At 71.5% G+C, this 20,778-nt stretch carries 17 protein-coding genes and 1 pseudogene; 15 read left to right on the top strand and 3 right to left on the bottom strand.

All coding sequences use genetic code 11. The features are described from left to right. The 3 genes from RMN98_RS06890 to RMN98_RS06880 all read left to right on the top strand — a co-directional run. Positions 1 to 1,380 (top strand): OB-fold nucleic acid binding domain-containing protein (locus tag RMN98_RS06890; protein WP_309648068.1); only part of this gene is annotated, 1,380 nt, incomplete at its 5' end. After that, positions 1,377 to 1,910, top strand: coding sequence for a hypothetical protein (locus RMN98_RS06885; protein WP_309648067.1), 534 nt, complete (start codon positions 1,377 to 1,379; stop codon positions 1,908 to 1,910). The genes RMN98_RS06890 and RMN98_RS06885, both read left to right, overlap by 4 nt. Before the next feature lie 11 nt (positions 1,911 to 1,921). Continuing rightward, positions 1,922 to 3,856, top strand: coding sequence for a DUF3352 domain-containing protein (locus tag RMN98_RS06880; RefSeq protein WP_309648066.1), 1,935 nt, complete (start codon positions 1,922 to 1,924; stop codon positions 3,854 to 3,856). 29 nt (positions 3,857 to 3,885) lie between these two features. Here the strand turns inward: RMN98_RS06880 and ybaK are convergent, their stop codons facing one another. Continuing rightward, positions 3,886 to 4,377, bottom strand: a complete 492-nt coding sequence (ybaK, locus tag RMN98_RS06875; RefSeq protein ID WP_309648065.1) for a Cys-tRNA(Pro) deacylase — start codon at positions 4,375 to 4,377, stop codon at positions 3,886 to 3,888. Positions 4,378 to 4,391: 14 nt separating this feature from the next. Continuing rightward, on the bottom strand, positions 4,392 to 5,057 hold the full coding sequence (locus RMN98_RS06870) for an LON peptidase substrate-binding domain-containing protein (RefSeq protein ID WP_309648064.1): 666 nt from the start codon (positions 5,055 to 5,057) through the stop codon (positions 4,392 to 4,394). Between the two features lie 105 nt (positions 5,058 to 5,162). On the opposite strand from RMN98_RS06870, the gene hisD reads away from it, so the two are divergent. From hisD to RMN98_RS21015, 10 genes and pseudogenes are all read left to right on the top strand, one after another. Continuing rightward, positions 5,163 to 6,464, top strand: a complete 1,302-nt coding sequence (hisD, locus tag RMN98_RS06865) for a histidinol dehydrogenase (RefSeq protein WP_309648063.1) — start codon at positions 5,163 to 5,165, stop codon at positions 6,462 to 6,464. Next, complete coding sequence (locus RMN98_RS06860; protein ID WP_309648062.1) at positions 6,461 to 7,546, top strand: histidinol-phosphate transaminase; 1,086 nt, start codon at positions 6,461 to 6,463, stop codon at positions 7,544 to 7,546. Before hisD ends, RMN98_RS06860 begins: the two co-directional genes overlap by 4 nt. Beyond that, positions 7,543 to 8,151, top strand: coding sequence for an imidazoleglycerol-phosphate dehydratase HisB (gene hisB, locus RMN98_RS06855; RefSeq protein ID WP_309648061.1), 609 nt, complete (start codon positions 7,543 to 7,545; stop codon positions 8,149 to 8,151). The genes RMN98_RS06860 and hisB overlap by 4 nt, the downstream gene beginning before the upstream one ends. Continuing rightward, complete coding sequence (gene hisH, locus RMN98_RS06850) at positions 8,148 to 8,789, top strand: imidazole glycerol phosphate synthase subunit HisH (protein ID WP_309648069.1); 642 nt, start codon at positions 8,148 to 8,150, stop codon at positions 8,787 to 8,789. Before hisB ends, hisH begins: the two co-directional genes overlap by 4 nt. A 13-nt stretch (positions 8,790 to 8,802) precedes the next feature. Further along, positions 8,803 to 9,132 (top strand): hypothetical protein, encoded by a 330-nt coding sequence (locus tag RMN98_RS06845; protein WP_309648060.1) that lies wholly within the window; start codon positions 8,803 to 8,805, stop codon positions 9,130 to 9,132. A 38-nt stretch (positions 9,133 to 9,170) separates the two neighbouring features. Continuing rightward, positions 9,171 to 9,911, top strand: coding sequence for a bifunctional 1-(5-phosphoribosyl)-5-((5-phosphoribosylamino)methylideneamino)imidazole-4-carboxamide isomerase/phosphoribosylanthranilate isomerase PriA (priA, locus tag RMN98_RS06840; RefSeq protein ID WP_309648059.1), 741 nt, complete (start codon positions 9,171 to 9,173; stop codon positions 9,909 to 9,911). Beyond that, positions 9,908 to 10,669 carry an imidazole glycerol phosphate synthase subunit HisF gene (hisF, locus tag RMN98_RS06835; RefSeq protein ID WP_309648058.1) on the top strand — a complete coding sequence of 254 codons (762 nt, stop codon included), beginning with the start codon at positions 9,908 to 9,910 and terminating at the stop codon, positions 10,667 to 10,669. The genes priA and hisF overlap by 4 nt, the downstream gene beginning before the upstream one ends. Positions 10,670 to 10,688: 19 nt before the next feature. After that, a complete protein-coding gene (locus RMN98_RS06830; protein WP_309648057.1) occupies positions 10,689 to 11,615 on the top strand; it encodes an LLM class F420-dependent oxidoreductase in 927 nt (308 codons plus the stop codon). A 58-nt stretch (positions 11,616 to 11,673) separates the two neighbouring features. Next, positions 11,674 to 12,582 carry a 4-hydroxy-tetrahydrodipicolinate synthase gene (gene dapA / locus RMN98_RS06825; protein ID WP_309648056.1) on the top strand — a complete coding sequence of 303 codons (909 nt, stop codon included), beginning with the start codon at positions 11,674 to 11,676 and terminating at the stop codon, positions 12,580 to 12,582. Between the two features lie 16 nt (positions 12,583 to 12,598). After that, positions 12,599 to 12,772: pseudogene (locus RMN98_RS21015) on the top strand (RNase J family beta-CASP ribonuclease); the annotation flags it as partial. Between the two features lie 197 nt (positions 12,773 to 12,969). Here the strand turns inward: RMN98_RS21015 and RMN98_RS06815 are convergent. Then, a complete protein-coding gene (locus RMN98_RS06815) occupies positions 12,970 to 16,059 on the bottom strand; it encodes a M4 family metallopeptidase (protein ID WP_309648055.1) in 3,090 nt (1,029 codons plus the stop codon). Positions 16,060 to 16,301: 242 nt separating this feature from the next. Here RMN98_RS06815 and RMN98_RS06810 point away from each other — a divergent pair, with 242 nt between their 5' ends. Then, complete coding sequence (locus RMN98_RS06810) at positions 16,302 to 18,962, top strand: DNA translocase FtsK (protein ID WP_309648054.1); 2,661 nt, start codon at positions 16,302 to 16,304, stop codon at positions 18,960 to 18,962. Further along, entirely contained in the window at positions 18,959 to 20,566 is a 1,608-nt protein-coding gene (locus RMN98_RS06805; protein ID WP_309648053.1) for a helix-turn-helix transcriptional regulator, read from the top strand. The genes RMN98_RS06810 and RMN98_RS06805 overlap by 4 nt, the downstream gene beginning before the upstream one ends. The last annotated feature ends 212 nt before the right edge of the window (positions 20,567 to 20,778 follow it).

Raw genomic sequence — 20,778 nt, 5'->3', positions numbered from 1 at the left:
GGCTACACCCTGGGCCAGGCCGACATCCTGCGTCGCGCGATGGGCAAGAAGAAGAAGGAGGAGCTGGACAAGCAGTTCGCCGGCTTCTCCGCCGGCATGACCGAGCGCGGCTACAGCGGCGCGGCGATCAAGGCCCTCTGGGACACCCTGCTGCCCTTCTCCGACTACGCCTTCAACAAGGCTCACTCGGCCGCCTACGGCCTGGTGTCCTACTGGACCGCCTACCTCAAGGCCAACTACCCGGCCGAATACATGGCGGCCCTGCTGACCTCCACCAAGGACGACAAGGACAAGTCCGCGATCTACCTCAACGAGTGCCGCCGGATGAAGATCCAGGTGCTCCCGCCGGACGTCAACGAGTCCTCCCACCACTTCACCCCGGTCGGGCACGACATCCGTTTCGGGCTCACCGCGGTGCGCAACGTCGGCGCCAACGTCGTCGACGGCATCGTCTCCGGCCGCACCGAGAAGGGCCGCTACGAGTCCTTCGACGACTTCCTCTCCAAGGCGCCTGCCCCGGTCTGCAACAAGCGGGTCATCGAGTCGCTCATCAAGGCCGGCGCGTTCGACGCGATGAAGCACCTGCGCCGGGCCCTGGTCGCCATCCACGAGACCGCTGTGGACCAGTACGTCGACATCAAGCGCAACGAGGCCATCGGCCAGGACTCCCTCTTCGGCGGCATGGAGGACGAGCCCGGGGGCGGCTTCGGCATGACCGTCGCCATCCCCGACATCGACGAGTGGGACAAGACCACCCTGCTCGGCCACGAGCGCGACATGCTCGGCCTCTACGTCTCCGACCACCCCCTGCTGGGCCTCGAGCACGTGCTGTCCAACGGCACCGACTGCACCATCGGTCAGCTGATGCTCGACGAGGAGCGCGCCGACGGGTCCACGGTGACCATCAGCGGCCTGGTGACGACGGTTGCGCGCAAGATCACCAAGCGCGGTGACGCGTGGGCGATGGTCACGCTCGAGGACCTCGACGGCGCCATCGACGTGCTGCTCTTCCCCAGCTCCTACCAGCTGGCCAGCGGCTACCTCGTCGAGGACGCGATCATCACCGTCAAGGGGCGACTGAGCCGGAGCAAGGACACCCCCGAGCTGCACGGCCAGGAGGTGAGCGTCCCCGACCTCTCCGACGGCCCCAGCGGACCGGTCGTGATCAGCCTGCCCTCGACCCGGTGCACGGCGCCGGTGGTCGAGCAGCTCAAGGACGTCCTGGGCACCCACCCGGGGATGACCGAGGTGCAGCTGCGACTGCTGACGCGCGACGCCACCAAGGTGATGCGTCTCGACGACCGGCTGCGGGTGACCCCCACGCCGGCCCTCTTCGCCGACCTGAAGGCGTTGCTAGGCCCCGGGTGCCTGGCCGGATGACGGCAGGCGCGGTGGACGACCGGCTCGGGCGCGCCACGCGCGGGCCGGAGGTCGCGCAGGCCGCCGCGGTGCTCGCGCTGTGCGCCGCGGTGGGGGCCGGGTGCGGCTGGCTGTGGTTCACGATCTGGGACCCGCCGGTGGGGGTCGTCTTCGAGGGCATGTGGTACCTCGACGAGCAGGGCCTGCGCGACGAGTTCACCGCGACCGGGTGGTTCGTCGTCGTCGGGGCGGTGGCAGGGCTCCTGCTCGGCCTGCTCTGCGCGCTGGCCCTGAGCCGCTCGGAGCTCGTGACGCTGGGAGCGCTGCTGGTGGGGGTCGCCCTCGCCACCTACCTGATGTGGCAGGTCGGCCTGCTCCTCGGTCCCGACGACCCCCGCGAGCTCGCCAAGGCGGCCTCCGACGGGGACCGGCTGCCGGGTCAGATCGAGGTGTCGGGGCGCAGCCCCTTCCTGGTGCTGCCCGGCACCGCGCTGGCCGCCCTCGCCATGACCTACGCCACCGTGCCGAGGCGGATCCGCTCCCACGCCTGAACGGAACGCCCGTGGGTAGAGTGCCGTCGAAGCAGCACGGCCCGGCCCGTCGGCACGACGCTGGACCGCACATCCGCACCCGTCCCCTGGGGGTCATCGTGTCCAGCAACCACCCTCCTTCCGGCCCACCATCCGGCCCCCCGTCTGGCCCCCCGTCGGGCCCCCCGTCGGGTCCGCCCGCGGGGCCACCGTCGTCCGGCCCACCGCCAGGGTGGGGACCGCCGTCCGGCCCACCACCGCCACCCGAGTACCTCGAGGCCGGGGGCGGTCGACCGCTGCCTCCCGGTGCACGCGCAGGGTCCGGCAACCGCAAGAAGGTCCTCATCGGTGCCGGCGCGGTCGTCGGCCTCGCCGCCATCGGCACGGGTGTCTGGGCAGCGATGAGCTTCCTCGCCACCGGTCCTCAGCCCGCGGAGGCGCTCCCGGCCGGCACGATCGGCTACGTCAGCGTCGACCTCGACCCCAGCGGCGGCCAGAAGATCGAGGCGCTCCGCACGTTGCGCACGTTCCCCGCCTTCAAGGACGAGGTGGGCCTCGACACCGACGACGACCTGCGCGAGCGGATCTTCGAGGAGATCCAGTCGTCCGGGGCCTGCGAGGGCCTCGACTACGCCGACGACGTCGAGCCCTGGCTGGGTGACCGCTTCGCCGTCGCTGCCGTCGACCTCGGGGAGGAGACCCCCAGCGCGGTCGTCGTGGTGCAGGTGAAGGATGCCGACGCCGCCGACGAGGGCTTCGCCCAGGTGCGTGACTGCGCCGTCGGCGAGGACTCCGCCGACTCCGAGGACGCCGGTGCCGTGGGTGGATGGTCGATCGACGGTGAGTGGGCGGTGATCGCCGAGACCCAGGAGATCGCCGACGACGTGGCCGCCAGGACGGCCGAGGGGTCCCTCGCCGACGACGAGGACTTCCGGACCTGGACGGACGAGGCAGGCGATGCTGGCATCCTGACGGCCTATGCCGCCCCCGAGGCAGGAACGGTCATCGCCGACGCGATCGGTGGCTTCGGCCTCCTCCCGTTCGGCGGCTCGAGCGGCTGTGCCTACGAGGTGGAGCCCTTCGACCCCGAGTCCAGCGAGATCCCGGAGCTGCCGTCCCTCGACAGCTACTGCGACGACACCGGCGGCTCGGAGATGCCGGGAGAGATGATGTCGGCGCTGGAGGACTTCCGCGGCGGTGCGCTCACCGTGCGCTTCGACGACGGATCCCTCGAGGTCGAGGCTGCCTCCGGCACGGACGCCCTGGGGCTGCCGACGCTGCTGGGCAGCGACCAGGGCGGTGCCGCCATGGCGACCCTGCCCGAGGACACCGCCGCCGCCTTCGGCCTGGGCTTCGAGGAGGGCTGGTTCGACGAGGTCCTGGACTACGTCAGCTCGACCATGGGCTCCGAGATGGACATCGAGGGCCTGCTCGCCGACGCGGAGGAGGAGACGGGGCTCTCGCTCCCCGAGGACGCAGAGACCCTGGCCGGGGAGTCGGTCGCGGTGGCGCTCAGCCCCGGCTTCGACCCCGAGCTGTTCTTCAACTCGGGCGGCACCGACGTGCCGGTCGCGGTCAAGATCAAGGGCGACGCCGAGGAGATCCAAGGCGTCCTCGACAAGCTCGTCGAGTCGGCCTCCGCCTCCGACCCCGAGGCGTCGACCATCTTCGGCAGCGACGGCGAGGGTGACTACGTCGTGATCGGGCCCGACGCCGACTACCGTGCCGAGGTGCTCGAGGACGGTGGCCTGGGCGACAGCGACGTCTTCCAGGACGTCGTGCGCGAGGCCGGTGAAGCAGGCTCGATCCTCTTCGTCAACTTCGATGCGGGTGATGGCTGGCTGGCCGGCCTGGCTGAGGGCGACACCGAGGTGCGCGACAACCTGGAGCCGCTCGAGGGCCTGGGCCTGACCGGGTGGCTCGACGACGAGGTCGGTCACGTGCTCCTGCGGGTCACCACCGACTGACGCGGCGACCGACTCTCAGCTCCGACCTCTCAGCTCCGGCCGATCTCGGCCGTGATCGCCCCGGTGATCGCGACCAGGTCGGCCGGAGCGACCTCCACGTCCAGCCCGCGCCGCCCGCCCGAGACGAAGACCGTCGGGTGGGTCAGGGCGGAGGTGTCGAGGACGGTCGGGTGCGCCTTCTTCTGGCCGATCGGGGAGATCCCGCCGGCGACGTACCCGGTGGCCCGCTCGGCGACCTTGACCTCCGCCATCGCGGCCCTGCTCGCGCCGAGGGCCCGGGCCAGCGCCTTGAGGTCCAGCTGGCCGGAGACGGGGACGATGCCGACGGCGAGCCGGCCGTCGACGGTGACCATCAGTGTCTTGAGGACGCGGGCCGGGTCGAGCCCGAGCGCCTCGGCGGCCTCGAGGCCGAACGAGGCGGCCCGGGGGTCGTGCTCGTAGGGGTGGACCCGGTGCTCGATGCCCGCGGCGGTGAGGGCGAGCGTGGCGGGCGTGCCTCCGGACGCTGTCTTCTTGGCCATCGAGGCGTGCGGCGCTAGTTGGGCGACCAGCGCGTGCGAGCCACCTCGGTGGCCGGCAGCGACGGGATCACGTTCATGGCCTGGAGCTCGGTGCGCAGCAGGTCGGTGACCATCACCAGGCGCTCCGTGGCGTCGTCGGCCTCGAGCAGCGCCTGCCGCTCGGGCATCGGCAGGGGAGCGCAGGCGGCCAGCGTCCAGGAGAGGTACGACGGGTCCCGCGGCAGGCTCCCGGAGTAGGGGTCGTTGGCGATCTCGGAGAGCGCCTGTCGATAGGCCGTGAACGTGGCGCGCGCCCGCTCGAGCACCTCGTCCGCGACGGGGTCGACGTTCTCCTGCAGCTCGACCACGTGGCCCACGGGGAAGAGCCCCGTGGTGTCGAGGCGGTCCAGCTTGATCCGGTCCAGGCCCACCGCGACGATGTCGAAGGTCCCGTCGGCGTTGGACTCGACCTCGGTGAGCTGCACCCGGCAGCCCACGCGGTAGAGCGACTGGGCCCCGTGGTCGCCCACCTCGTAGCCCTCGCGGATGCCCACCGAGCCGAAGACCCGCTCGATCGGGTCCTCGACCCGCAGCAGGTGGTGCACCAGGGCGCGGTAGCGGTCCTCGAAGACCCGCAGCGGCACGCTGACGCCGGGGAAGAGCACCGAGTTGAGCGGGAACATCGGCAGCGTCAGGGTCACGGTCGCCACGGTAGTCGGTGCTGCGAGCGGACGGCGGTGGCCCCGGACTGTCCAGCCCAGGTCGCCGATGAGGCAGTGGTGGGGCCGCCTTCGTAGAATCGGGGCATGATTCGGCGCATCGACCTCCGCGGGGCGGCCCAGACCGGCCCCGTCGACTACCGGACTGCCGTGCCTCGGGCCGAGTTCGACATCGAGGCTGCCATCCCCGCCGTCCACGCGATCTGCGAAGCGGTGCGCACCCGTGGCCTCGAGGCCATCTTCGAGATGTCCGCGAAGCACGACGGCGTGACCCAGACCGACATCCGGGTCCCGCGCCAGGCGCTCCTCGACGCCCTCGAGCAGCTCGACCCCGCCATCCGGGCCGGCCTCGACGAGTCGATCCGCCGGCTGCGCGCCACGTGCGCCCAGGAGCTCGAGCAGGACGCCGTCACCGACCTCGGACCCGGCGCGACCGTGACCCACAAGAAGGTGCCGGTCGGGCGCGTGGGGCTCTACGTCCCCGGGGGCCTGGCCCCCCTGGTCTCCAGCGTGCTGATGAACGTCGTCCCGGCCCAGGTCGCCGGCGTGGAGTCGATCGCGCTGAGCTCCACCCCGCAGAAGGCCTTCGGCGGCCTGCCGCACCCGACGATCCTGGCGGCCTGCGAGCTGCTCGGGATCGACGAGGTCTACGCCGTCGGCGGCGCCCAGGCGATCGCGATGTTCGCCTACGGCGTCGGCCCGTGCGAGCGGGTCGACCTGGTCACCGGTCCGGGCAGCATCTGGACCGTGACGGCCAAGCGGCTGCTCAAGGGGCAGGTCGGCATCGACTCCGAGGCCGGTCCGACCGAGATCGCGATCCTCGCCGACGACACCGCCGACGCGGCCTACGTCGCCGCCGACCTGATCAGCCAGGCCGAGCACGACCCCCTCGCCTCGGCCGTGCTCGTCACGACCTCGGAGCGCCTCGCAGCCGATGTCGATGCCGAGCTCGACAAGCAGATCTCGACCACCAAGCACGTCGAGCGCATCCTCACCGCGTTGAGCGGGCCGCAGTCCGGCATCGTCCTCGTCGAGGATCTCGAGCAGGGGCTCAAGGTCGTCGACGGCTACGGCGCCGAGCACCTCGAGATCCACACCGTCGACGCCGCCGCGTGGGCGGCGCGCGTGCGCAACGCCGGCGCGATCTTCGTCGGGTCCCACGCCCCGGTGTCCCTGGGCGACTACTGCGCCGGCTCCAACCACGTGCTCCCGACCGGCGGCTGCTCGTGCCACTCCTCGGGGCTCTCGGTGCGCGCCTTCACCAAGTCCATCCACGTCGTCGACTACGACCGGGGTGCATTGGCCGAGGTGGCCGACCACGTGGTCACCCTCGCCGAGGCGGAGGACCTGCCGGGCCACGGCGCGGCCGTGCGGGTGCGCTTCTCGTGACCTTCCCTCCTCTGCGTGAGGAGCTGCGGGGGATCGAGCCCTACGGCGCGCCGCAGCTCGACGTCCCCGTCCAGCTCAACGTCAACGAGAACCCCTACGCGCCCTCCGACGCCGTCGTGGACGACGTGGCCCGATCGGTCGCCGAGGCGACCCGCACGCTCAACCGCTATCCCGACCGGGAGTTCCTGGAGCTGCGGGGCGCGCTGGCCGACTACCTCGGCCACGGGGTGCGCCCGGAGCAGGTGTGGGCGGCCAACGGGTCCAACGAGATCATGCTCCAGCTGCTGCAGGCGTTCGGCGGTCCTGGGCGCACGGCGCTGAGCTTCGCCCCGACGTACTCGATGTATCCGGAGTACGCCCGCGACTCCAACACCTCCTGGGTGCAGGGGCGTCGCGAGACGGACTTCGCGCTCGACCTCGAGGTCGCCCGTGAGCTCGTCGAGCGGGAGCGGCCCTCGGTGGTGCTGCTGCCCTCGCCCAACAACCCCACCGGCACCGCGCTGCCGCCCGAGGCGGTCAGCCTGCTGTGCGAGGCCGTGGGGGAGACCGGGATCGTGGTGGTCGACGAGGCCTACGGCGAGTTCCGTCGCGCCGGCACCCCGAGTGCGCTCGAGGTCCTGCCGGAGCACCGCAACCTGGTCGTCACACGCACCATGAGCAAGGCGTTCGCGCTGGCCGGTGCGCGGCTCGGCTACCTCGCCGCCGCGCCGGAGATCTGCGACGCCATCCGCGTCGTGCGACTGCCCTACCACCTCTCGGCAGTGACCCAGGCGGTCGCGCTCGCGGCGCTGCGCCACGCGCCCGAGCTGCTAGGCAGGGTCGACCAGCTGCGCGTCGAGCGCGACGCCACGGTGGCCTGGTTGCGCGAGCAGGGGCACCAGGTCGCCGACAGCGACGCCAACTTCTGCCTCTTCGGCACGTTCGCCGACCGCCACGCGGTCTGGCAGGGCCTGCTCGACCACGGTGTCCTGATCCGCGAGACTGGCCCCGACGGGTGGCTGCGGGTCTCGATCGGCACCGCCGAGGAGATGACAGCCTTCAAGCAGGCACTCACAGCAGTCACGGAAGAAGGACAGGCATGAGCAGGACCGCACGCATCGAGCGCCAGACCAGCGAGTCGAAGGTGCTCGTCGAGGTCGACCTCGACGGCACCGGCCGCCACGACATCTCCACGGGTGTCGGGTTCTACGACCACGTGCTCACCGCCTTCGCCCGCCACGCGCTGCTCGACCTGACGGTGCAGACCTCCGGCGACACCCACATCGACGCCCACCACACCGTCGAGGACACCGCGATCGTGCTCGGCCAGGCCCTGCGCGAGGCGCTCGGCGACAAGGTCGGCGTGCGTCGATTCGGCGACGCCACCGTGCCGCTCGACGAGGCGCTGGTCCAGGCCGTCGTCGACGTCTCGGGTCGTCCCTACTGCGTGCACACCGGTGAGCCCGAGGGCCAGGTCTACGTCCAGCTCGGCGGCACCACGCCGGCCTACCTCGGCTCGCTGACCAAGCACGTCTTCGAGACCATCGCGTTCCACGCCCACATCGCCCTGCACGTGCGGGTGCTCGCCGGTCGCGAGCCGCACCACATCGTGGAGACGCAGTTCAAGGCGTTCGCCCGCGCGTTCCGCGACGCGGTCGCGATCGACCCGCGGGAGACCGGGGTCCCCTCCACCAAGGGCAAGCTCTGAGCACCTCGGCCCCCGACGTCGTCGTCCTGGACTACGGGTCCGGCAACCTCCGCTCGGCCGTCCGGGCGCTCGAGCGGGCCGGGGCGAGCGTCGAGCTGACCGGCGACTTCGACCGGGCGCTGGAGGCCGAGGGACTCGTGGTGCCCGGTGTGGGGGCCTACGCCGCGTGCATGTCGGGGCTGCTGGGCATCAAGGGCGAGCGGATCATCGGGCGCAGGCTCGCCGGCGGCCGCCCGGTCCTCGGGATCTGTGTCGGCATGCAGATCCTCTTCGCCCGCGGCGTGGAGCACGGTGTCGAGACCGAGGGCTGCGACGAGTGGCCGGGCGTGGTCGAGCGCCTGCAGGCGCCCGTCGTGCCCCACATGGGGTGGAACACCGTCGACGTACCCGCGGAGACCGCGCTCTTCTCGGGGATCCGCGACGAGCGGTTCTACTTCGTGCACTCCTACGGCGTTCGCGAGTGGACGCTGGTGACCAACGACCGCACCCGCCCCCCGCTGGTGACCTGGGCCGAGCACGGCGGCGACCGCTTCGTCGCGGCCGTCGAGAACGGGCCGCTCAGCGCCACGCAGTTCCACCCGGAGAAGTCCGGCGACGCCGGTGCCGCGCTGCTGCGCAACTGGGTGACGTCGCTGTGAGGCCGGGACGAGCATGAGCAAGGAGCGGGCCCGGCGCCGGGAGGAGCGCGAGCGCGAGGCGGCGGTGCGGGCAGCGGCACGAGCCGCGGAGGCCGAGCGCGCCGAGCGTCGCGCGGCACGCAAGAAGTCGCTCACATCGGTGCTGCCCAAGCCGCGGTCTCGCCCGGCGGGCGTCCTCACCCGGCGGGCGCGTCAGCAGACCTGGGCGACGATCCTGGTCGTGGTGCTGGTCAACCTCGTGGCGTGGGCCTTCCTCGACCACTGGGCCGCGCGGCTGCTGGTCATCATCGTGAGCCTCCTCGGCGCTCCCGTCCTGCACACCCTGCTGTTCCGCCGCCGCTGAGCGCCGGTCCCACCTCACGAACTGGAGACGAGACACCCATGAGCGACTACCTCGAGCTGCTGCCCGCCGTCGACATCGCGGGCGGCCAGGCCGTCCAGCTGGTGCAGGGCGTCGCTGGGTCGGAGAAGCGCTTCGGCGACCCGATCGAGGCCGCGCTGCGCTGGCAGGAGGCCGGAGCCGAGTGGCTGCACCTGGTCGACCTCGACGCAGCCTTCGGCCGGGGCCACAACCGTGAGCTCCAGGCGCAGATCGTCGGCACGCTGGACATCCAGGTCGAGATGAGCGGCGGCATCCGCGACGACGAGTCGCTGGCCGCGGCGATGGCCACCGGGTGTCGCCGGGTCAACATCGGCACCGCCGCCCTGGAGCAGCCAGAGTGGTGCGCCGCCGCGATCGCGGAGTACGGCGACCGCGTGGCCGTCGGGCTCGACGTACGCGGGCGCACGCTCGCGGCCCGCGGCTGGACCCGCGACGGCGGCGACCTCTACGACGTGCTGACCCGTCTCGACTCCGAGGGATGTGCGCGCTACGTCGTCACCGACGTCAACAAGGACGGCATGCTGCAGGGGCCCAACCTCGACCTGCTGCGCGACGTCTGCGCCGTCACCGACCGCCCGGTCGTGGCGTCGGGCGGCATCACCGAGCTGACCGACCTCGAGGCGCTCATCGGCCTGGTCGACCTCGGCGTCGAGGGCGCGATCATCGGCACGGCGCTCTACGAGGGCCGCTTCACCCTCGAGGACGCGCTCGCCCTGACCCTGCCGAAGGCGCAGGCATGAGCCTGGCCATCCGCGTCATCCCGTGCCTCGACGTCGACGCCGGGCGCGTGGTCAAGGGCATCAACTTCCGTGAGCTGCGCGACGCGGGCGACCCCGTCGAGCTGGCCCGCACCTACGACGCGGAGGGCGCCGACGAGCTGACCTTCCTCGACATCTCCGCCTCCCACGAGGGCCGCGCGACGACGATGGAGATCGTGTCGCGCACCGCCGAAGAGGTCTTCATCCCCCTGACCGTCGGTGGGGGAGTGGCCTCCGTCGAGGACGTCGACCGGCTGTTGCGCGCGGGCGCCGACAAGGTCGCGGTCAACACCGCCGCGATCCACCGACCCGAGCTGGTCGCCGAGATCGCCGACCGCTTCGGCAACCAGGTGCTCGTGCTCTCCGTCGACGCCCGGCGTGCCCCGGGCACCGACTCGGGCTGGGAGGTCACCACCCACGGAGGCCGCAAGTCCGCCGGCCTCGACGCGATCGCGTGGGCCGCACGGGCGTGCGAGCTCGGCGCGGGGGAGATCCTGCTCAACGCGATGGACGCGGACGGCACCCAGGACGGCTTCGACCTCGACCTGATCCGCGCCGTACGACGTGAGGTCACCGTGCCCGTCATCGCCTCCGGTGGTGCCGGGGCGACCGAGCACTTCGCGCCGGCCGTCGACGCCGGCGCCGACGCGGTCCTCGCCGCCACCGTCTTCCACTTCGGCACGCTGCGCATCCGCGACGTCAAGGGCGCGCTCGACGCGGCGGGCCACCCCGTCCGCTGAGCCTGGCAGAGTGACGGGCATGGAACTGCGCGTCTTCACCGAGCCCCAGCAGGGCGCCACCTACGACGACCTCCTCGCGGTCGCGCTTGAGGCCGAGGAGCTCGGCTTCGGGGCGTTCTTCCGCTCCGACCACTACCTCGGCATGGGCACGGCCGGGCTGCCCGGTCCCAGTGACGCGTGGATCACGCTCGCCGCGCTCGCCCGCGAGACCAGCACCATCCGGCTCGGCACCATGATGACCAGCGCGACCTTCCGTCACCCCGGGCCGCTCGCGATCAGCGTCGCGAACGTCGACCAGATGAGCGGCGGCCGCGTCGAGCTCGGCATCGGCGCCGGCTGGTTCCAGGCCGAGCACGAGAAGTACGGCATCCCGTTCCCGGGCACGAGGGAGCGCTTCGACCGTTTCGAGGAGCAGCTCGCGATCATCACCGGCCTGTGGGCGACCCCGCTGGACGGTGCGGGCTTCTCGTTCGACGGGCAGCACTACCAGGTCATCGACTCACCGGGACTGCCGAAGCCGACCCAGGCCAAGCCCCCGGTGCTGATCGGCGGGGTCGGCAAGGTGCGCACCCCCGCCCTCGCCGCGTCGTACGCCGACGAGTTCAACCTGCCGTTCGTCGACCAGGCCACCACGACGGCCCAGTTCGGCCGGGTGCGCGCGGCGTGCGAGGCGATCGACCGTGACCCCGACGACCTGGTCTACTCCAACGCGCTCGTGCTCTGCGTCGGCGCCGACGAGGCGGAGGTCGAGCGTCGCGCGGCGGCGATCGGTCGCGACAAGGACGAGCTGCGGGCCAACGGCATCGCGGGCACGCCCGAGGAGGTCGTCGAGCGGATCGGTGACTACGCCGCTCTCGGCAGCGATCGTCTCTACCTCCAGGTCCTCGACCTCGCCGACCTCGACCACCTGCGACTGGTGGCGGCCGACGTGATGCCGCACGTGTGACGTGCCTCCGGCGAGCCGCCCGCGCGGCGGCACCGGTGAAGGGCGATAGCCTGACCTCATGAGCTCGACGTCCCCCTCCGCCCCGGCAACGCCGTTCGGCACGGTCCTCACGGCCATGGCCACCGCGTTCCACGACGACGGTTCCGTCGACCTCGAGGGCACCGCCCGGATCGCGACCCACCTCGTCGACCACGGCCACGACGGCGTCGTCGTCTCCGGCACGACCGGTGAGTCGCCCACGACCACGACCGCCGAGGACGGCGAGATCCTGGCCGCGGTCAAGGACGCGGTCGGTGACCGAGCGGTCGTCGTCGCCGGTGTCGGCACCAACGCCACCGCCACGTCGGTCGAGCTGGCCGTCCAGGCGGAGAAGATCGGCGCCGACGGGCTGCTGCTCGTGACCCCCTACTACAACCGCCCCAGCCAGGCCGGCGTGCTGCACCACTTCCGCAGCGTCGTCGAGGCCAGCAGTGTGCCGGTCATGCTCTACGACGTCCCGGGCCGCACCGGGACGACGATCGCGATGGAGACCTACGCCGCCGCGATCGAGTGGGACGGCGTCGTCGCCGTCAAGGACGCGGTCGGCGACTACGCCCGCGGCGTGCGCCTCATGGAGATGGGCTACGCCGTCTACTCCGGCGACGACGTGGCCAACCTGGGCTGGCTCGCCCACGGCGCCGCCGGCGTCGTCTCGGTCGCGGGTCACGCCGCGGGTCCGTTGCTGCGCGAGATGCACGACGCGTTCGCCGCCGGCGACCACGCCACGGCGCTCCAGGTCTTCACCCGGATGCTCCCCGCGATCGACGCCGTCATGGGCGTCCCCAACTACGGAGCCACCACCGCCAAGGCCACGCTGCAGCTCCTCGGGGTGCTCGACAACCGCAACGTCCGCGCGCCGCTCGTGCCGCTGGACGAGGACGAGGTCGCCGCGCTCCGGGTCGGTCTGGCGGCGTCCGGCCTGCTCTAGCACCGGGGACGCCAGCGTGAGCCACCCGCACCCCGAGCTCTCCGCCCCGCCCGAGCTGCCGTCCGGCGGCCTGCGGGTGATCCCGCTCAGCGGACTCGGGGAGGTCGGGCGCACCATGACCGTCGTCGAGCACGCGGGCCGCCTGCTGATCGTCGACTGCGGCGTGCTGTTCCCCGAGGACCCCGTGCCGAGTCGGCGCAATGGTGCAGATCAGGGCGACCGGGCCTGCACCATCGCGCCGACTCGGCGTACAGGCGGCAACATCGCGCCGACTCGGCGTACGGGCGGCAACATCGCGCCGACTCGGCGTACGGGCGCAGGAGGCCCCGCCGGACGGGTGTCCGACGGGGCCTCCTGGTCGTGCGGGTGGTGCGTGCTGCTGGGTGATCAGCGGGTGAGGCGGACCTTCACGGTGTCGCTGGCAGCCGAGAAGCGCGGCGTGCCGGGGAAGACCACCTTGAGGGTGTAGGTGCCGGGCGTGAGGCCGCGGACCTTGATCCTCGCCTCGCCCTTCTCGGCGTAGCCCTTGCCGACGACCTTGGTGCCCTTGAGCAGCTTGATCGCGCCCTGGGGCGTGGTGCCCTTCGAGCCGTCGCGCTTGACCATGACCACGACCCGGGGCTGCTTGCCCGCCCTCGGGGTCGCCTTGAGCTTGGTCTCGACCTTGCAGATCGACACCTTGATGTCATCGACGTACCAGCCGTCGAGGCCGCCGCAGCCGTCGCGACCCATGTCGAAGCGGACGCGGACCTTCTGGCCCACCCTCGCCCCGAGCTTCTTCAGGTCGATGATCGAGGTGCCCCACGAGCCGCGGTTCTCGCCGCCGTCGGTGCCGGTGAAGCCCTCCTCACCCGCGAGCGGGCTGGTGTTGCCGGGAGCGACCTCCATCTGGGCACCCGGCGCGTTGAAGGCGTAGGCCTTGGTCGGGATGACCCTGAAGGGCTTGCCGCCCACGCTGTACTTCACGTTTCCGCCGTCGTAGCCGTATTCCGTGGCCACGTAGTGCTCGAACGACATCCGCGGCGAGAGGCCCGCCGGGATCGCGAAGGCAGGACTGGTGATCGAGTTGCGGCTCGACACGTCGCCCGCCGTGCCCGAGCAGTCGCCGGCCTCGGCCGGGTCCGGTGCGTAGGCGACGGTGGAGGAGTGGTTGCCGGGCGCGTCGGCGACCGTCTTCCACGAGATGCCCGAAGCGCCGGCGAAGACGACGTCCTCGGTCTTGTCCCAGCCCTTGAGACCGTCCTCGAAGTCCTCCGACCAGACGGTCCTGGCGGTGAAGCCCTTGCCGCACAGCGACGGGGCACCCTTGGCCAGGAGCGGCTTGAACTGGCACTGGGCCTGGGGGTCCAGGGTGAGCTCGACCGCGTCGCTCACCAGCGAGACCGCGGTGCAGTCAGCGGCGGTGATCGGCGCCGCCAGGGTCGGCGTCGCCTCGGGCTCCAGGGTCAGCTCGTTGATCTCCTTGCCGAGCAGGTCGGTGCAGGAGGAGGCGAGGCTCTCGGAGAGGTCGCTGAAGTCGGCGACCGGGAACAGGTACTCGCTCTGCGAGCGCCAGAAGATGGCTGCGGCCTTGTCGCGGCCGATCGCCGGGACGGTGACGCCGTTGTAGGTGCCGCCGTCGACGAGCAGCGCGAACGCGTGGTTGACCACGCCGGAGTTGCTGTGCACGCCGCCGCTGTCGTCCGTGGAGCACTTGTACTCAGCGTCCGACACCTTGCCGGGGTCGCCGTAGCAGGTGGGGTTCCACATGTCGCGGATGGCGCCGCCGAAGGCCGGGTCGGCCTCGCCGGAGAGCCAGCGGTAGGAGTTGTCCTTGTCGGCCTGGTCGATGTCCTTGACCGTGACGTTGACCGTGGTGGCCGCCGACTTGATCTTGGTGCCGGTGTCCTGGCCGACCATCACGCCGTAGATGTCCGCGTCACCCGAGGGGGAGAACGGCGGCTCGGCGACGTTGTTGCCGATGATGATGCCCGCGGCGCCTGCGGCCTCCGCGGCCTGCGCCTTGGCGCCGAACGTGCAGGTGCCACGGTCGACGTAGACGAACGTGCCGGCCATGGCGGCGGCGTTGGTGAACGGCGCGCAGCCGTCGACGGGCGCACCGACGACGACGTCGGTGGTGATGCCGGTCTTGTCGAAGACGGGACCGAACGCCGCCGGGGCGGCGTCGCAGTCGCCTGCGACGTCTGCGGGGGAGTTGATGGTGAGACCCACCGCGCCACGCGTGAACTGCGAGCACAGACCGGCCGTGCGCGGGGTGTTGGGGGTCTCGTTGTAGCGGTCGTTGAGCTGGTCGACCGTCTCGCCCCAGATGTCGGAGAACGCCTCGTTCATCGCGCCCGACTGCCACTGGTAGATCAGGCCGGAGGTGTACTCGGTGTAGGCGTGGCCCCACTCGTGGGCGACGGTGTCGTCGGAGCTGACCCCGGCGCAGTAGTTGGTCGTCGAGCCGTTCCAGTTGGCGTTGGGGCAGTTGATCGACGGCTCGTTGTTGACGGTGACCATCGTGGCGCCCGCGTTGTCGTAGGAGTCACGACCGAACGCGTTCTTGAAGAGCCAGTAGGCCTCGCCCGTGCCCTCGACCTCGCTGAGCTGGTCGACGTCCAGGTCGCCCGGGAGCGCGTCGCCCTCCTCGTAGACCAGGTCGTAGTCGGTCGTGTCATCAGCCGGGTCCTCGGTGCCCTGGTCGTTGACCGACGCCTCGTAGAGCTCGCGGTCCAGCGCGTGCGCCATCATCGAGTAGCGGTTGATGATCTTGCCGCTCTCAGCGTCGAGGAAGACCATGTCGCGCACGGTGCGCTCGTTGGTGACCTCGAGGACGTAGGCGAGGACGGCCTCGCCGGTCTCGCCGCGGGTGGAGCCCATGCGGTAGACCATGAGCTTGTTGCTGGCGACCTTCAGGCCGGCCGTGCTGACGGTGGCATCGGGCGTGGCGGACTTGGTCCTGACGATCGCCAGGGCGCGGGTCGCGGCCTGGGCGGCCGTGAGTCGCGGGGTGACGCTGAGGTCCAGGCCGGGAGCGGCGTAGCCGTTGACCGAGGTCAGGTCGCCGTCGTCGTCGACGTGGGCCCGCAGCTTCGACCCGAAGACCTCCACCCCGCGGTAGCGCTGGGTGTAGTCGACCGTCCAGCCGTAGCGGTCGGCATTGACGCCCGACTGCTCGAGCTGGGCGGCGGTGGCACCGAACGCCCCGGCGTACTCGTCGAGGTAGGCACGGGCCTTGGTCGTGGCCGCGCGCGCCGATGCGCCGTCCAGTCCGGGGAGCAGGTCGCCCTCGCTCCCGGTCGCACGGGCGAAACCGACCTTGCCGGTCGCCCTGTCAGCCGTGATCTGCACGGCTCCTGCCGCCTCGCCCCTCATGCGCTGGACGAGCGACTCCCCGGCGGGTGCCGGGGGAGCGGCCGAGGCCTGCAGCCCGGGCGTGGCCGCGAGGCCGGCTCCGAGCAGGGCGAGGCTCAGCCCTGTGGTGATGATCTTCACTTGTCATTCCCTCCGAGTGGAATCAAAACGTGGCGCACCATTGTGATCTGGCACACCAACCGTCTGACCTTAGGCAACCACGGGCCGATGGTCCAGCACTGCCGAGGTTCTGCCGGCAAATTCGGTGTCATGTCCGTGCCGGACCGCACGATCTGCGGGCGCAGCCCCCGCTCACCCAGCTCGCGGGCGACACGCATGCTGTGATGCAAGTGACGGGTGGGACTGTGGCCTAGTTTGGTCGTATGGCGACCCGTACGTCTTCCCCGCCGGGGTCGCGGAGCAAGAGCACGTCTTCTTCCAGGTCGAGCAGTCGTGGACGAAGCGGTTCGAGCACCCGATCCAGTCGCGCCCGGAAGTCACCCAGCAAGACCCCGACGAAGTCCACGCGCACAAGCGCTCCCAAGCGCCCTGTCACGCGCAAGCCGGCAGCCCGCCCGGCCCCTCGCGCCGTGCGCAACGGCACCGGTCCGGTCGCCCGGATGTTCATCGCCCTCTTCCGTGGGCTTGCCGCCGTGTGGCTGGGCATCGCCCACGGCATCGGCGCCACGGCACGCGGCATCGGCCACACCGCGAGCGAGCTCGAGCCCGAGCAGCGCCGCGACGGCGCCGGGCTGTTCCTCTTCGCGGTCTCGGTCGTCGTGGCCGCCGCCGTGTGGTTCCAGCTGCCCGGCGGTGCCATGGAGCTCACGCGGACCGTGGTCGAGGGCTCGGTCGGCAAGGTCGGCTGGTTCGTGCCGCTGCTGATCGTGCTCGCCGGCTGGCGCCTCATGCGTGACCCGGTCAGCACCGGTCCCGCGGGACGCCAGGTCATCGGCTGGGCCGCCTTCGCCTTCGGCGTCCTGGGCATCGTCCACATCGCCAACGGCAACCCCCAGCCCGAGGTCGGCGACAGCAGCACCCTCCAGCAGGCCGGCGGCGCCGTCGGTTTCGTGGTCTCCTCGCTGCTGCTCGACCTCCTGCAGTCGGCCTACGTCGTCGTCCCGGTCCTCGCACTGCTGGCCTTCTTCGGCCTGCTGGTCATCACGGGCACGCCGCTCTACCGGCTTCCCGAGGCGCTCCGCGACACCTGGGACCACCTGCTCGGCAGGCACCTGGAGGAGGACGGCGACGGTCTCGACGCGACGCAGCCGATGCGCACCCGCGGTCGCAAGGACCCCGACCTCCTGCCCGAGGGTGACCCGGCCTACGACACCCCGGTCATCGAGGAGAAGCCGAAGCGTCGCCGCAAGGCAGACGCGGAGTCGACCGCGGTCCCCGACGCCCTGGACGTGGCGCTCGAGGAGGACGCGGGCCTCGACATCGTGCGCCCCCGCCCCCTCGGTCAGCCGGTCCTGCCCGTCACCCCCGACGCCCTGGGGGAGGACAAGGCCGACCTCGAGCCGCCGCCGCACACGCCGATCCCGCAGCGCGTCGAGCAGCTCTCGCTGTCGGGCGACATCACCTACTCCCTGCCGGAGAACGGCGTCCTGAAGCCGGGCTCGGTGCACAAGGCCAAGTCCGCAGCCAGCGACGACATCGTCGGTCGCCTCACCCAGGTCCTCGACGAGTTCGGCATCGACGCGCAGGTCACGGGCTACACCCGTGGCCCGACGGTCACGCGCTACGAGGTCGAGGTCGGCCCTGCGGTCAAGGTCGAGAAGGTCACGGCGCTGTCGAAGAACATCGCCTACGCCGTCGCCTCGGCCGACGTGCGCATCCTCAGCCCGATCCCCGGCAAGTCCGCGATCGGCATCGAGATCCCCAACCTGGACAAGGAGATCGTCTCCCTCGGCGACGTCCTCCGCTCCAACGCGGCCCGCTCCGACCACCACCCGATGGTGGCCGGTCTCGGCAAGGACGTCGAGGGCGGTTTCGTCGTCGCCAACCTCGCCAAGATGCCGCACCTGCTCGTCGCCGGCGCGACGGGCTCGGGCAAGTCGAGCTTCATCAACTCGATGATCACCTCGATCCTGATGCGCTCCACGCCCGACGAGGTCCGGATGATCATGGTCGACCCCAAGCGGGTCGAGCTCAACGCCTACGAGGGTGTGCCGCACCTGATCACCCCGATCATCACCAACCCCAAGAAGGCCGCCGAGGCGCTGCAGTGGGTCGTGCGCGAGATGGACATGCGCTACGACGACCTCGCCAACTTCGGCTTCCGTCACATCGACGACTTCAACAAGGCCGTGCGAGCGGGGAAGGTCGAGGTGCCGCCCGGGAGCGAGCGCACCCTGACGCCCTATCCGTACCTGCTCGTCATCGTCGACGAGCTCGCCGACCTGATGATGGTCTCGCCGCGCGACGTCGAGGACTCGGTCGTCCGCATCACCCAGCTCGCCCGCGCCGCCGGCATCCACCTGGTGCTGGCGACGCAGCGTCCCTCGGTCGACGTCGTCACCGGCCTGATCAAGGCCAACGTCCCCTCGAGGCTCGCCTTCGCCACGTCCTCCCTCGCCGACAGCCGGGTCATCCTCGACCAGCCGGGAGCCGAGAAGCTGGTCGGCCAGGGCGACGGTCTCTTCCTGCCCATGGGTGCCTCGAAGGCCGTGCGCGTGCAGGGCTCCTGGGTCACCGAGGCAGAGATCCACCAGGTGGTCCAGCACTGCAAGGGACAGCTCGAGCCGACCTACCGCGAGGACGTCACCGCACCCGCGGCAGCCAAGCGTGAGCTCGACGACGACATCGGCGACGACATGGACCTGGTCATCCAGGCCATCGAGCTCGTCGTGTCGACCCAGTTCGGCTCGACGTCGATGCTCCAGCGCAAGCTGCGCGTCGGCTTCGCCAAGGCCGGACGTCTGATGGACATCATGGAGAGCAGGGGCGTGGTCGGGCCGAGCGAGGGCTCCAAGGCCCGCGACGTCCTGGTCAAGCCCGACGAGATCGACGCCGTGATCATGACCCTGCAGGGGGAGCTGTGAGCGCTACGACCACCGACCCGACCACCGACCGCGCGGAGGAGACCTCCGAGCCGACCCGTACGACGGACCTCGAGGTCCGTCGGCACGTCCCGCTGGCTGCGGGGCTCGGCATCACCGCCTCGGTGCTGGCGATCGCCTACCTGGTGCGCGCCTCGGGCACCGGAGCCCCGCTCGACTGGGCCCTGTGCGCGCTGATGGCCGTCGTGGGCGGGCTCAACCTCGCCGCGCTGCTCGATGCCCGCTCGCCCCTGCTTGTCGCCGATGCGCAGGGACTGCGCGTGCGGCGCGGTCGTGTCTGGCACGGCCTGCCGTGGTCGGACGTCGACCGGGTCGAGCACCTCGCCCGGCGTGGTCTGCTGCGCGACGGACGCCTGGACGTCATCGGCAACGACGGCACCGACTGGGCCGTGCGCCTGGGGCTCGCGACTCGAGTGGTGGGTGCCGGCGACGACCTCGCCGAGGCGCTGCTGGAGCGCTCCGACTGGACCGCCGACGTGGTCGAGATCGACCTGGTCCCCGCGGAGGCCCTCGTCGAGGACGCGCACGACGAGCACGACGAGCACGACAAGCACGACACGACGCCGGAGCCCGAGGCCGAGGTCGTCGAGGTCGTGGAGCCCGTGCCGCTCGAGGAGCCCACGGTCGAGACGCCCGTCACGGACGCGCCCGTCGCCGAGAAGGCGCCGGCGTTCGCCAGCCCGACCCCGGGACCGCTGCGCACGCTGGTCAACGCCGCCCGCTTCGAGAGCCGGCGCGAGGCTGCACCCGAGCCGGTCGTGGAGGAGCCGCAGCGCGAGACCGTGCACCTGATCGGCGCCCGCGACGCGACGCCCGTGCGCGAGCAGTCCGAGGCCACGATCGTCATCGACGACACCGTGTCGGCGCCGGTGCCCGACCCCGTGGTCGGTCCCCAGCTCGCGGCCGCCCGCACCCGGATCGGCCTCGGTGTCGACCAGCTCGCCGAGCGCACGCGCATCCGTCCGCACGTCATCGAGTCCATCGAGGTCGACGACTTCGGACCGTGCGGCGGAGACTTCTACGCCCGCGGCCACCTGCGCACCCTCGCCCGCGTGCTGGGCGTCGACGCCGCGCCGCTCCTGGCCTCCTACGACGAGCGCTACGCCGACGCACCTGTCGACCCGCGCCGCGTCTTCGAGGCCGAGCTGGCCACCGGCGCCCACGGCCCGATCCGCGGCACTCGCGGCGGTCCCAACTGGTCGGTGCTGGTCGCTGCCGTCATGGCCGTCGTGCTGATCTGGTCGATCGCCCGCCTGGCGATGGACGGGCCGGTCCAGATGGCCGACACCCCGCGTCTCAACCAGTCGAGCGGCATCAACAACGGCACCAGCAACGCCGGCCCGAAGGTCCCGGTCGTCCTGACAGCGACCGGCGGTGGCGCGGTGGTCGTGGTGCGCGACGGCAGCGGGGCGGTCGTCTTCGACGGCGACGTGGCCTTCATGCAGACCGTCGAGCTCCAGGTCACCCCGCCGGTGCGCGTCCAGTCGACCGACGGCTCGCTCACGGTGAGCATCGACGGAGAGGACCGTGGCGCCCTCGGCGCGACCGGCCAGGAGTCGCAGAACACCTTCGTCGTGCGCGACTGAGGCGGCTCCACCCGGCAACGGGGAACGCGCACCGGCGGCGTCAGACGGCCCGGTGGCGACTCTCGGACCGCCCGCACGAGCCGCTCGCGGTCATCGTCGACGTGATCCCGGCGGTCGAGCCGGGCAGTCGACCGCGTGCGGCGCGTCACTGACGACCGCGGCAACCCGCATGACGACGTGGGCGGGGGGTGGCGCATTTCGCGTCGCCCCCG

Source organism: Nocardioides sp., from assembly GCF_031397825.1.
In the GTDB taxonomy this organism is placed as follows: domain Bacteria; phylum Actinomycetota; class Actinomycetes; order Propionibacteriales; family Nocardioidaceae; genus Nocardioides.
This window is presented reverse-complemented; position numbering and strand designations above follow the sequence as displayed.